At 39.8% G+C, this 13,135-nt stretch carries 9 protein-coding genes and 1 pseudogene; 9 read left to right on the top strand and 1 reads right to left on the bottom strand.

What is annotated here, in order from left to right; translation table 11 throughout:
- Window positions 1-594: 594 nt before the first annotated feature.
- From ACE3G9_RS01565 to ACE3G9_RS01595, 7 genes and pseudogenes are all read left to right on the top strand, one after another.
- Complete coding sequence (locus ACE3G9_RS01565) at window positions 595-1,644, top strand: glycosyltransferase family 2 protein (RefSeq protein ID WP_449218410.1); 1,050 nt, start codon at window positions 595-597, stop codon at window positions 1,642-1,644.
- A gap of 52 nt (window positions 1,645-1,696) precedes the next feature.
- The gene (locus tag ACE3G9_RS01570) at window positions 1,697-1,984 is read left to right on the top strand and encodes a hypothetical protein (protein ID WP_417880675.1); all 288 of its coding nucleotides are present in this window, start codon (window positions 1,697-1,699) and stop codon (window positions 1,982-1,984) included.
- A 509-nt stretch (window positions 1,985-2,493) separates the two neighbouring features.
- Window positions 2,494-2,757 (top strand): hypothetical protein, encoded by a 264-nt coding sequence (locus ACE3G9_RS01575; protein WP_417880674.1) that lies wholly within the window; start codon window positions 2,494-2,496, stop codon window positions 2,755-2,757.
- 350 nt (window positions 2,758-3,107) lie between these two features.
- The gene (locus ACE3G9_RS01580; RefSeq protein ID WP_449218291.1) at window positions 3,108-4,097 is read left to right on the top strand and encodes a radical SAM protein; all 990 of its coding nucleotides are present in this window, start codon (window positions 3,108-3,110) and stop codon (window positions 4,095-4,097) included.
- 28 nt (window positions 4,098-4,125) lie between these two features.
- On the top strand, window positions 4,126-5,412 hold the full coding sequence (locus tag ACE3G9_RS01585) for an HlyD family secretion protein (protein WP_449218292.1): 1,287 nt from the start codon (window positions 4,126-4,128) through the stop codon (window positions 5,410-5,412).
- A 2-nt stretch (window positions 5,413-5,414) separates the two neighbouring features.
- On the top strand, window positions 5,415-7,565 hold the full coding sequence (locus ACE3G9_RS01590; protein ID WP_449218293.1) for a peptidase domain-containing ABC transporter: 2,151 nt from the start codon (window positions 5,415-5,417) through the stop codon (window positions 7,563-7,565).
- Window positions 7,552-8,190, top strand: a pseudogene (locus ACE3G9_RS01595) (DapH/DapD/GlmU-related protein). The gene ACE3G9_RS01590 and the pseudogene ACE3G9_RS01595 overlap by 14 nt, the downstream one beginning before the upstream one ends.
- A 218-nt stretch (window positions 8,191-8,408) precedes the next feature.
- Here the strand turns inward: ACE3G9_RS01595 and malK are convergent.
- Window positions 8,409-9,518, bottom strand: coding sequence for a maltose/maltodextrin ABC transporter ATP-binding protein MalK (gene malK / locus ACE3G9_RS01600; protein ID WP_417880668.1), 1,110 nt, complete (start codon window positions 9,516-9,518; stop codon window positions 8,409-8,411).
- A 520-nt stretch (window positions 9,519-10,038) separates the two neighbouring features.
- Between malK and malE the strand changes: the two genes are divergently transcribed.
- Entirely contained in the window at window positions 10,039-11,217 is a 1,179-nt protein-coding gene (malE, locus tag ACE3G9_RS01605) for a maltose/maltodextrin ABC transporter substrate-binding protein MalE (protein WP_449218294.1), read from the top strand.
- A 355-nt stretch (window positions 11,218-11,572) separates the two neighbouring features.
- Window positions 11,573-13,126, top strand: a complete 1,554-nt coding sequence (malF, locus tag ACE3G9_RS01610; protein WP_449218411.1) for a maltose ABC transporter permease MalF — start codon at window positions 11,573-11,575, stop codon at window positions 13,124-13,126.
- Window positions 13,127-13,135: the final 9 nt, after the last annotated feature.

A 13,135-nucleotide genomic window follows, 5' to 3' on the forward strand; every position in this document is an offset into this window, starting at 1 on the left:
AACGAAGGCTTCACCAAGTGTGATTTAGCGCTTAATAAGCCATGTTAAGCGCATGAAAAGTGAGATCTTTGACTCAAATAATTGGGTTTTGTGATCAAGGTGAGATTTTGTGAATTGAATGATGATTTTATGGGGAACAGGGATTTTTCTGGTAAGTTTTTTCGTCACTCATTGATCTATAGTGGTCTTTCCAATATTTGCATCCTCGATCTTTAATATACACAATCAACTTCAAGATGGGCTATATCAAAACAGCGATAAATGCTGGGTAAATAAAATGTAAATGATATTTTTGTTATGGATTTATTTTGTGTTGTAAGTCGAAAGTGGTGTTTAGGGGAGTTTAATAAGACTGAATCTTGAGGTCTTATAATAAATAATTAAACTTAATTCAGTAGGTTGCTATGAGGCATCAGCCGATTTCACTTCTCAACAATCAAATTACCGAGCTTTCTTATGGGCCTCTATCAAAGGTAGAAGTTACCCATGAGTTAGGGCAGTTTTTAGAGATAATGTCTAAATGTAAGACACGTAAAGAATTAAACTTGGCTTCTTTTTTACATTGGATAAAACCAGCGGTAATCCATAGGCAATATAAGTTTTTTACCTTTCTATAATGAAAACGAAAAGCATTTGGTTTGCGCACTAAATAAGCTAAACGATCAGAATTATTCAAGTCGAATTCAGGTTATTGTTATTGATGATGGCTCGACAAATAATGCAATCACTAGAGTAAAAGAATGGCTCGATAATACCGAGATGAACCATGATTTTCAAATTATAGAAAGGTCGGTAAATGGTGGTAGGAAAGGTTTTGCATTAGACCATGTATTAGAACTTGACGTTGCTACTGGGGATGTATATGTCGTTGTAGACAGTGATACTTATATTGAACCCAACGGTATATATGAGCTAGTAACCAAACTTTGGTCTGATGAGAAATACGCTGTGGTTTGTGGTTATATAACCCCAGAAAATCATGAAGGCAGCTTCATAGGTAAACTGCAACATTATGAACATATTAGCTTTTATGGCGCAATAAGAGCTGCGCAGGACAAACTCGGTTGTGTTCCCGTATTAGCCGGCGCGTTTGTTGCTCACCGAGCCTCAGTGGTGAGACAATTAGGTGGTTGGAGTGAGTGGTTAGTTGAAGATATAGCATGGTGTTGGAAAGCGATTTCTAACGGATACCGAACAGGTTATGCGCCTAGAGCAAAAGCGACCACACAATGTCCGACAGATGTTAAAAGTTTGTTCAATCAACGTAGACGCTGGGCTCGGGGACGAGTAGAAGCTTATACAGAAGCTTGGAAGACTCATTGGATAGCAGGTCTATGCGCTTCTCCTTGGTTTTTACTTACGGCGGCACAGTATTTATTTCCACCAAATATTATTTTATTTGGATTTATGGTTGCGATGGATATTTGGATACCAATAGTAGTTGGTGTTGCCAATGCATTTGTATATTTTTTATTGGTGCATTCTTATATAAGAGATTTTAACCTTTCGGGTGAATTATCAAACCGACAAGTGATTAAAGCACCATTATATTCGGCTTTATTAGAAACGATTACGTGGCTACCTAATTTACTCGGCTATTCAGATGAAATTCTGGGTAAGAAGAAGGGATGGTTAACAAGGTGATTTCTATGAGCGCAGTACTATTTTACTGTAATTAAATATAAGGAAATGAGCTATGTATAACTTAAACACAGAAGAAATTTGTCTAGTTGATGGTGGTGGTGATGGTAATGAAAACAGTTCGAACTGGGGGTCTGGTTTTTTAAATATAGGAATTGGTTTGGCTTTAAGTCGTGTACATCCAGTGTTAGGTATTGCTTATAGTATTGGTAGTATTCAAGGGAGTTATAGTAATAATAGTGGTGTTGGTACAGGAACAAATCAAAATTATGGAGGTAATGGGTTGGATTCTGGTGGTGGAATGATGCAAGCTGGTGGCTCCAGAGGTGGTTACGGATATTAAATGGCCATTATGGATAATATTTATAGTTTAAAGTTATTATGGGTTTTTTATGTATTGTCCTAACTGTAATAAAGTTAGATTAAGTTTTTTCGATAAGTATAATTTAGTCACTTGGAAAGAGGTGAGGTGTTCTAATTGTGATGTTATTTGGAAGGTGAATAATATTAATTACTCATTGGTTCTATTTTTTGTTGTGGTTTGTTCTTATTATGTCGCTGGTCTTGATGTTAACCTTTTTATGAAGATTGTTTTTATAATATTAATGTATTTTTTGGCTGTTTTTTATTGTCCGATTAAAAAAAACATCTTGTAAGAGGTGTATTTTGGTTTATTTTATGGGTGTTGTTTGGTTTGTAAATAATAACTCTATTGATGTCTATTTAGGGGCGATATATGGTTCAATAAAGTTTGATTGTATCAAGGATATACCAATGATAAGGGATGGTTAACAAGGTGATTTCTATGAGCGCAGTACTCTTTTACTGTAATTAAATATAAGGGAATAACTTATGTATAACTTAAGTGTTGATGAAATTTCAATGGTTGATGGCGGTGGGGATGGTAATAGCAGTGGTTACCCGGCCTCGCCTAGTGCAATAAATCAAATGGCTGGTCCTCAAGGTGATGCAGGTAGGAGTCAGCTTGCGAATGCGGCTTGCCAAGGTGCTTTTGCTGCGTTAGGAGGTGCCGCAGGATTTGGCGCTAAGAGTATAGGTGCTGCTGCTGGGGGAGCAGGTGGCTTTGGCTTTGGAGGGGGGATGTGCAACTTCTAATGCGCTTCATATATTTAACTTCCACAGCTATTATGGCTAGCCTAATTGGTTACGTGGCGTTTAAAACAGATCTGAATTTTTATTTAAGACTAGTCTTATTTGTGACATTCATAATCCATGTACTATTAGTTAAGTCTTACTATAAAAAATAAATAATACAGGTCGTGTGTAGCGACCTGTATTTATGCAGTAAATACAGAAAAATGAGCTCACCTGTGAGTGAATGCCCACTCCAAAATGATAGTCGCAAAACGGTGTTGTTTTTGTCAACTTGTTAAGGTTGTGACAGGAAGTCCTTCGAGCATGCCTTGAAAAAAAATCCACATTCTATTTATTGAGGATTATACAATATGGATATTGTAAAAATATTATCACGTGATTCATTTTTAAGTGTGAATTGGGCATTAATGAATAATTGTAACTACAAATGCAATTATTGCCATTCAGACTTAAATAGTGGCTCTATTAAAGCACCACCTTATGAAGTTGTAGTTGATTTTATTGAGTTGCTTTTTGAGCATTCAAATAGATCGAGGTTGACGCCATGTTTTGAGTTTGGGGGCGGCGAAGTTACGTTACTAAGGTATTTTCCAGATATAATTAAGTTAATTCATGATCGCCATGGACTAATTAGTATTATTTCTAATGGTTCAAAGTCATTGCAATGGTGGAATGAAAATGCTCATTTCTTAAATGGTGTAAGTTTAAGTTTTCATATTAATGATATTAAGAGTGAATCTCATTTTATCGAAGTGTCTAAAGTTCTTGAGTCTTCTAGAACTACTCGTTTCCACGTCAACGTGATGATGGCTCCTGAGCGGTTTGATGACTGCCTAGCGTTTGCAAATAGGCTAAAACAAGAAATCCGTTGCTCTATTGCTCTTCAGCCTCTATTTGAAGGTTTTGGTCATGGGGGGATTACCCAAAAGTATCCGTATACGGGCGAACAAGAACAAATAATGAAAGACTTTCGTGGTCGACCGGAACTCAAATCACTTCCGCCATCAATGGCTGAATTAGAAGTGAATTATTCTGATGGTACAACGGAAAACCTGTCGACTTTTGATCTAATCGCTAATGACCAGACCAATTTTATTGGCTGGGATTGCTATGCGGGGATTGATAGCTTAGTCGTCACCTTCAGTGGCGATATCTATCGCGCTTGGTGTATGCAGGATGGGCCTATTGGTTCCATTTATGATGAAAGCATTAAGCTACCTACTCATCCTACAAAGTGCAGGACTAAGATTTGTCAATGTGGTGTGGACCTCTCTTCAAAAAAGATCAACACAAGGCTTATTGAAAATAAAGAACAACAAATTGAAGTAACTCAACTATAGTCTCGATTAATTAGGTAAAGGATTACCCGTGGTAGCAAGAGCCAAGCATTTATACCGACCAGAGTATTTTGAGGCGCAGAAGTCAGATAATCAAGGTTCAATTTTGATTGATGCTTCCTTGAATCAACATCTGTTTGTAGCGGCGTCACTATTTGTTCTGATGACTATCCTTGTTTCCGTTGTTTTTGCTGAATATACGCGCAGAGATACACTGAATGGTGTGGTTAGTCCGACTGGCGGTATTGTAAAGGTACAGGCTAATGATGAAGGATATGCCGAAAATGTATTTGTTGTTGAAGGTCAAAAAGTACTCGCAGGCGAACCATTATATGAAATCAAAACCGAGAGATATGATGAGTTTGGTCAAGGTGTAAAAAAGCGTATTGTTGCCACCATAGAAAATCAAATTACTTTATTAAATGCTCGCAGGAGTAAAGAGATTGAAAAATCTCAGCACCAGCTAGAAGTAATTAATGATGACCTAATAGGCTTGTCAGAAGAGGCTGGAATACTGAAGTTGGTCGTCGATTTATCTGAACAAGAGCTGACCCTTGCTCAAAGTCTGGTTGATAAACAGCAAGTATTAGTCAATAAGCGCTTCATATCTTCGATTGAATTTCAAAAACAAAGACTCGAATTGATAACATTAGAAACTAAGGTACAAACACAACGTCTTAATTTACAGCGTTTAGTAAGAGAAAAAGCTAAACTAGAAGAAACGAAAAATACACTTCAGTTAGAACTTGATATTGCCTTACAAGAAATAGATCGCCAGCTTCAACAAATCGCTCAAAGTAAGATTGAGTACTTTTATCAAACAGACACTCAGGTTGTATCACCAATTGACGGTGTCGTTGCGTCCATCTTCGTCAAGGAAGGTCATTCAGTCAATAAAGGGCAACCGCTATTAGTGGTTATTCCAAAAGGCGAAGAGCCTGCCGTCGTTGAACTTTATGCATCCAGCCGTAGCATAGGCTTCCTTCAAAAAGGTCAGGGTGTTCGTTTACGGTTTGATGCCTTTCCTTATGAAAAGTTTGGTGTTCAGCAAGGCGTTATTTCATCAATATCAAAATCAGCCGTTTCAGCAGAAATGTTACCAAATAGCCCGCTAATACAAAGCCAACTTTCTCGTGCTAATGGTGGAGTGGGTTTGTACCAAGTGAGAGTTAAATTAGATAAGCCCACCATCACAATTTATGGGGAAGAGCAACTGTTTGTTCCTGGGATGACACTGACCGCAGACATTGAATTGGATACTCGTAAGATCTACGAGTGGTTATTAGAGCCCTTGTACACAATAAAAGGGAGAATTTGATAATGCATTCAGAAGGCATTATTGATTGGAGTTGGGGTAAAAAACTCTCTTTAATCCGACAAACTGAAAAAGCTGAATGTGGTATCGCTTGCTTAGCGATGGTTGCTGATTGGCACGGATATAAAACAGATCTAAGGTCGCTTAGGGTAAAGTGTGGTATTACTCAGCACGGAATGTCGTTTGCACGGCTCATCGAGTGTGGTGAATTACTGAAACTTTCGGGTCGAGCGGTTCGCTTAGACTTGCATGAGTTAGAACAATTATCTACACCATGTATTTTGCATTGGAATCTAAATCATTTCGTTGTGCTAAAAAAAGTGAGTGGGAAGAGAATTGAAATTCATGATCCTGCCAATGGTGCATTGACACTAAGCCCTGATGAGGTCAATAAACATTTCACAGGGATCGCGCTAGAGCTAACACCAACTCATGACTTTGAAGAAAAAGTGGAAAGTAAAGCCGTTCGGCTATCAATGCTTATTGGTAAAACCGTTGGCCTTAAAGGAGCGTTAGGCCGAATTTTTGTGTTCGCATTGGTTTTGGAAGTGTTGGCACTCACGTTACCTATTTTCAATCAAATTGTCATTGATGAAGTTTTGGTTGGGTACGATAAAAATCTTCTTGTACTCGTCATTGGGGCCATACTGATGGTAACAGCTACTCAAACTCTAATTGGTCTTGCTCAGCAGTGGGCGACAATCAAGCTTTCCGTGAACTTTAATATGCAGTGGGCTGCGAATGTTTTCCATCATTTGTTCCGGTTACCGATAGATTGGTTTGAGAAAAGAGATATAGGAAGTATTAGTGCTAAATTTGCTTCTGTAGATGTCATTCAGCAGACGTTAACAACTAGCGTAATTCAAGCTCTACTCGACTTAGTATTAGTCGTTGGCACATTGTCGGTTATGTTGGTTTATAGCCCCAAACTTTCACTCATTGCCATCGCTGCTGCATTGGGTTATATCATTCTTCGATTCGCTTGGTTTGGTGCGTTTAAGCGTGCTGAAGAAAACACATGGGAAGCTAGCACTCAAGAGGAAAGCTATTTTATTGAGACAGTGCGTGGTGTATTGAGCTTGAGAGTTAATGGGACGCTACCTTGGCGAGAGTCGTCTTGGCGAAACCTTAATATTAATCGCAGAAATGCGCAGCTACACGAGCAGAAGCTTGGGATGATCTACAATACAATGAATGTGACCATTGTTAGCCTTGTTTCAGCGACGGTTCTTTGGTTTGGTGCAAATTTGGTGCTGGATGGACTTTTTACAATCGGCATGCTTATGGCATTCCTTTCATATCAAGGTCGATTTTCTGCCAGCATTAGCTCTTTAATCAATAAGTACTTCGAGTTTAAGATGTTGTCTGTGTACAACGAGCGTTTAGCGGATATTGTCTTAACTGAAAAAGAAACGGATAGCGTTCCTGATGCCATGGGGCTGCCTATCGTAACCAATAGTCAAGGAGATCATGCTATTGAGTTTGATAACGTTTACTTTTCCTATGGAAAAGATCAGCCCCTTATTCTTAATGGTGCAAGCTTTAGTGTCAAAAGTAATGAAATTGTTGCGTTAGTCGGAGCATCTGGTTGTGGTAAGTCAACAATTTCAAAGCTTCTATTGGGTATCTATTCAGTCACATCGGGTAGCATTAACTATTTTGGTAATAAATCGATGGCCTCTAAATCGCTTCGAACTCAAGTTGGAGCAGTATTACAAGAGGACCAACTATTTAGTGGTTCAATTATCGAGAATATTACATTCTTCGCTGGTGATTTGGATGAAGAGTGGCTTGTTGAGTGTGCTCGTAGAGCGGGTGTTCACGATGATATAGAGCGCTTAAATATGGGATATCACACTCTGGTTGGTGAGATGGGCTCTAGTCTTTCCGGTGGTCAAAAACAAAGAATCCTCATCGCACGAGCTTTGTATAAGAAACCTAAATTTCTGGTGCTGGATGAAGCGACAAGTAGCTTAGATATTTATACAGAGTCGTTTGTTTGCCTGATGTTTAAAGAAATCAATATCCCCATTTTGATGATTGCCCATCGCCCAGAAACTATTGCGTCGGCTGATAGAGTTTTACTCCTGGATGGTGGCACTATTCAAGAGATCCCCAATAATTTTAGAAAGGAAACTCAAGATGTATCAATCTGAACGAATACTGTGCCCAAATAGTCATTCTGAATTGTCTGAGGCTGAATTGATGGATCAATATGGCCGATACTTTGGTTTAGAAAATTGGGTGACATTTTCTGGGTGCCCATCTATTACCTTGACCAAAGTCGGCTCTCAAGAATTCGAAAGTTTACCAAAAGGGAGTGAGGTGATCGCTATTGATTCAGGCTGTTATATTGAATCTTCCAACTGTCCTGCCTTTCCTTCTGGCATTACAAAGCTCACTAGTGTTTCGGTGAAAGACAAGCCTTTTGGTGAAATTTTTATCGGTAAAGGGTGTGTTCTTCAAGGAACTTCAATTTGTTCTTATAAAAAAGTCTCAATAGGTAACAATGTTATTTTTGGTCCAAATGTAGTGGTTATGGATTGCAGTGGCCACGCACTTTCCAATCGAGGCCATTCAGATGAATTTGATAATTTAAAGGCAGAGCCTGTTACAATTGGCAATGATGTATGAATAGGCTATGGTTGCATTATTTTACCTGGTGTAAATATTGGCGATGGTGTGGTTATAGGTGCTGGTAGCGTTGTAACAAAGAATATTCCTGCTAATTGCATGGCTGCGGGCAACCCGTGCACTATAAAGAAAATAGGATTAAATTAGCCGAAAATGCAAGAGAAGAAATGAAGTTTCTTTGTCTTTAGCTAGTAATACTAGTTGTGTGGTCCTGTTATATACCCTAGTACTTGAAGCTGCAACTTTGTTGACTTCGCTCATTCGCCCCAATCATTTAAACAAGCTAAACTCATGGGGTCTCATTTACTTTCCGCCTCACTGCAATTCCAATTACTTTGGGTATACGGACATAAATTGATTGCGTATTAAACCCCGCGCTCTTTAAATAGGCGTTTACATGCACGACCGTCGCTGTGGAAGAGGTGGCAACGGTGAGCGGGAATGCCGATTTGGAAGGTATCACCAGAGTCGACATCTAAGGTATCGTTTTCACGGTAGATGAAATCGGCATCGACATTATCAAGGCTTAAGTAAACTTGAGTTTCATTACCAAGTTTTTCGACTACTTGGACTTTACCTTGAATCACTACATCGCCTTCACCACTTGGCAATAAATGTTCAGGGCGGACACCTAGTGACATACGAGCGCCGGTTTCAACCGTTGAACCATCGACTTGGATCCAGAATGATGCCTGGCTTGCCAGTTCTACTTTCACGCGTTCAGCTTCTACTTCTTTAACGTGAACATTAATGAAGTTCATTTTTGGTGAGCCAATGAAGCCTGCGACAAAACGGTTTTCAGGGTAGTGGTAAAGCTCTAATGGTTTACCGAGTTGAGAAACACTACCACCGTCGAGTACAACGATTTTATCTGCCATGGTCATGGCTTCTACCTGATCGTGCGTTACGTAGATCATGGTACAGCCAAGTTTCTTATGCAGTTTTGCCAGTTCAATACGCATTTGTACACGCAAGGCGGCATCTAGGTTAGAAAGCGGTTCATCTAATAAGAACACTTCTGGTTGCGCGACGAGAGTACGACCAATGGCGACACGTTGACGTTGACCACCAGATAATGCTTTTGGTTTACGTTCAAGTAAGTGACCAAGTTGCAGAATATCCGCGGCATGATCAACGCGAGATTTGATTTTCGCTTTATCTTCTTTCGCCAGTTTTAAACCGAATGACATATTATCGAATAAGTTTAAATGTGGATATAAAGCATAAGATTGGAATACCATGCCGACACCACGCTCAGAAGGCGGTACGTCATTCATTTTGGTATCACCGATGAAAAGCTCACCAGAAGTGATATCTTCTAAACCGGCAATACAACGTAGTAGGGTGGACTTACCACAACCTGATGGACCGACAAAGACCACAAACTCGCCATCTTGGATCTCCAAATCCACGTCTTTAGAAATGAGGTTGTCTCCATACGCCTTACAAACTTTTCGTAGAGTCACACTCGTCATCGGGTCTTCCTTCTGATTATTTTTCTAATAGATTTCCAATGTCTAGATAATGAATGTTAAAAGCTTTTTATCATCCAAACATATTGATTATTCATGCGTTATTTACATTTTAATGATCAATGTAAAGGCGACTATGGGAGTTATCTTACCGAAAACCTATCAATAAACCTCCTCCCTAGTCATTTAATTTTTGGTGGATGTAGGGGGATGAGTGCTTAGATCACACTTTTTTATTTACAGCAAAATGCAGGTAAAATGCCTTGTTATTATGTGCGTCCGCTCACATTTATTGTCCATTTTTCGCTTGAGATAAAAAATATTGTGAACCTAAGTCACAAAAGTCATTTTGTTGATGGGGGGCGTAGAAGTTAGGAGGATGTAGGCGGGTAGGAATTATCGCATTATTTTTCCATACCTAATAAGGGTATTGCTTGTGAAACGAGCCCTACATTTGTTGCGTTATACCTAATAAGGGTATAGGCGTAACATTTAAAGAAGAACAATAGAAAGGATCATGGAAATGAAAAAAGTCCTCAATACTGCCATTTTATGTAGCCTAGCATTAAGTGGTGTAAGTGCACATGCTGCTATTGAAGAAGGTCAACTTACCATTTGGATCAATGGTGATAAAGGATACAACGGCCTTGCGGAAGTAGGTAAGAAGTTTGAAGAAGATACCGGTATTAAAGTAACGGTCTCTCACCCAGATAAACTCGAAGAGAAGTTTCCTCAATTAGCCTCTACTGGCGATGGTCCTGATATTGTTCTTTGGGCACACGACCGTTTTGGCGGCTATGCTCAAGCAGGTTTACTTGCAGAAGTAAAACCATCGGCTGATTTTAAATCGAAATTTGCAGATTTCACTTGGGATGCAGTGTCTTATGAAGGTAAGTATATTGGTTACCCTGTAGCGGTAGAATCATTATCTCTTATCTATAACAAAGACCTCATTAAGACACCGCCAAAGAATTGGGAAGATATTGCTGCACTTGATAAGAAACTACAAAAAGATGGCAAGAAAGCAATTATGTGGAACTTGTCTGAACCTTTTTTTACTTGGCCAGTGCTAGCCTCTGATGGCGGTTACGCATTTAAGTTTGAAAATGGTGCGTACAATCCAAAAGATGTCGGTGTAAATAACAAAGGCGCGCAAAATGCGATGAGCTTTGTGAAAGGTTTAGTCGATCAAGATGTTATTTCACCAGATGTGGATTACACCATTGCGGAATCTGGCTTTAACAAAGGCGAAGTGGCGATGACGATTAATGGCCCTTGGTCTTGGGCAAACATTGATAAAGCAGGCATCAACTACGGCGTAGCGAAACTGCCAATGTTTAATGGTAATCCTTCAAAACCTTTCGTCGGTGTATTAACGGCAGGCATTAGCTCTGCATCACCAAACAAAGATTTAGCGGTAGAGTTTATTGAAAACTACATGCTGACTCGCGATGGTTTGAAAGCAGTGAATGATGATACCCCATTAGGTGCAGTTGCATTAAAGTCTTATCAAGAAGAGCTGGCTAAAGATCCACGTATTGCTGCCACGATGGCGAATGCGGAAACCGGTGAAATCATGCCAAATATTTCTCAAATGTCTGCCTTCTGGTATGCAGAGAAAGCGGCAATCGGCAACGTAGTCAATGGTCGCCAATCAGTAGAAGAAGCGCTTAACACTGTTGCTGAGCGCATGACTAAATAAAGTCAAATTGTCCTCACTTGAGGATTGCGAGGGAGGGGGAATCTCTCCTCCCTTTATTTTGTAAGTTATCCGTCTGTTTTAATTTTGGGTGTTACATACTCAAAGTAATTGGAATTGCAGCGAGGCGACTAGTGAATGAGGCCCCATGAGCATAGCCTGTCTATGTGATTGGGGCGAATGAACGCTGTCAACAAAGCTGCAGTTTCAAGTACGAAGAGTATATTTTTAACCCATGAATAGTGTGCGTTAAAACGTCCCACTTATGCAGTTTCAAAAGCTTTCGAATTTTACTCTGTGGCATAGTGCGCAAAGTGAACTCGATACAGAAACGGAATTTAATATGTCAGCGAATATTATGTCATCTAGTCTTGCGCCACATTCTGCGCCTCGTCCTTTTCCTTGGCTGAAAACGCTCGTACTTTCAGCGATTACTCTTTTGAATGGCTATGCGATTGTACTGATGTACGCACGTGGTGAGTTTGCCTTTGCTTTGCTTACCCTAGTGCTTGCTTCAATGGGTGTGTACGTGTTTGCTCGTAAGCGTACTTATGCTCATCGTTACATCTATCCGGGTGTTGCAGGCATGATCTTGTTTATCATTTTCCCATTGATTTATACCATTGGACTGGCATTTACTAACTACAGTGGTGCTAATCAGCTTAGCTTTCAACGAACCCAAGGCGTATTGTTTGAGCAGAGCTTTCAAAGTGGTGATAGTTATCACTTCGAGCTACGTCAGCATGATGATGTGTATTCGATTGCCTTAAAACAAGGTGATCATTGGTTAATATCTCAACCAGTTTCTTTGTCTGAGGGGTCGGTTGAAAAACACCTTGAATTAACCCCTGCAACAGAACTTCCTGGCAAAAAAGCGCCATTAAAAGCCGTGATACAACACCGTAGCGTGTTAAATCAACTTGAAGTACAAACACCGGATGGTGAAGCGTTAGTGATGTCTGGCTTGCGTAAATTCGCTCAAGTAAAACCGCTTTACAGTTTAGATGCTGATGGCGAAACCTTAGTTAACAATCAAACCGAGCAAGTGTTAAAACCAAACTATGAGATTGGTTATTATCAACCGGTTGATGAGAGTGGTCAGTTTATTGGTGATCACATTACTCCAGGCTTTATTGTTAATATTGGCTTTGACAATTTTACTCGCATTTTCAATGACCCAGGTATTCAAGGGCCATTCTTTAAAATCTTTGTTTGGACTGTGGTATTCGCAGCGGCAACCGTGGTTCTTACTTTGGCAATGGGCGTAATTCTAGCGCAAATTGTTTCTTGGGAAGCGTTGAAAGGACGTGGGATTTACCGCGTGTTATTGATTCTACCTTATGCCGTACCAGCGTTTATTTCTATCTTGATATTCAAAGGTTTATTTAATCAAAGCTTCGGTGAGCTCAATCAGTTATTACAAGGCTTGTTTGGTTTGAGTCCGGCTTGGTTTACCGATCCGTTCCTTGCTAAAACTATGATCATTATTGTTAATACTTGGCTAGGTTACCCCTACATGATGATCCTTGCGATGGGGATGTTAAAAGCGATTCCTGATGATTTATATGAAGCATCAGCAATGGATGGTGCTGGCCCAATTGATAATTTTATGAAAATCACGCTGCCGTTATTAGTGAAACCTATGGTGCCGCTATTAATCGCCAGCTTTGCTTTTAACTTCAATAACTTCGTACTGATTCAATTATTAACTAACGGTGCGCCAGATATGATTGGAACCAGTGTTCCTGCCGGCCACACCGATTTATTAGTGAGCTATACCTACCGTATCGCGTTTGAAGGTGCTGGCGGTCAAGACTTTGGTCTAGCCGGTGCGATTGCCACACTTATCTTCTTATTAGTGGGCGGATTATCACTACTGAATATGAAGTTCACTAAATTAGAAACAGAATAGGGAGATTCA

Source organism: Vibrio sp. E150_018 (genome assembly GCF_053544035.1).

Bases quoted from the DNA above. Each gene is read 5' to 3' on its own strand.
- ACE3G9_RS01570 (WP_417880675.1), top strand. From the start codon at position 1,697: ATGTATAACTTAAACACAGAAGAAATTTGTCTAGTTGATGGTGGTGGT.
- ACE3G9_RS01575 (WP_417880674.1), top strand. From the start codon at position 2,494: ATGTATAACTTAAGTGTTGATGAAATTTCAATGGTTGATGGCGGTGGG.
- ACE3G9_RS01580 (WP_449218291.1), top strand. From the start codon at position 3,108: ATGGATATTGTAAAAATATTATCACGTGATTCATTTTTAAGTGTGAAT.
- ACE3G9_RS01590 (WP_449218293.1), top strand. From the start codon at position 5,415: ATGCATTCAGAAGGCATTATTGATTGGAGTTGGGGTAAAAAACTCTCT.
- malK (WP_417880668.1), bottom strand. From the start codon at position 9,518: ATGACGAGTGTGACTCTACGAAAAGTTTGTAAGGCGTATGGAGACAAC.
- malE (WP_449218294.1), top strand. From the start codon at position 10,039: ATGAAAAAAGTCCTCAATACTGCCATTTTATGTAGCCTAGCATTAAGT.
- malF (WP_449218411.1), top strand. From the start codon at position 11,573: ATGTCATCTAGTCTTGCGCCACATTCTGCGCCTCGTCCTTTTCCTTGG.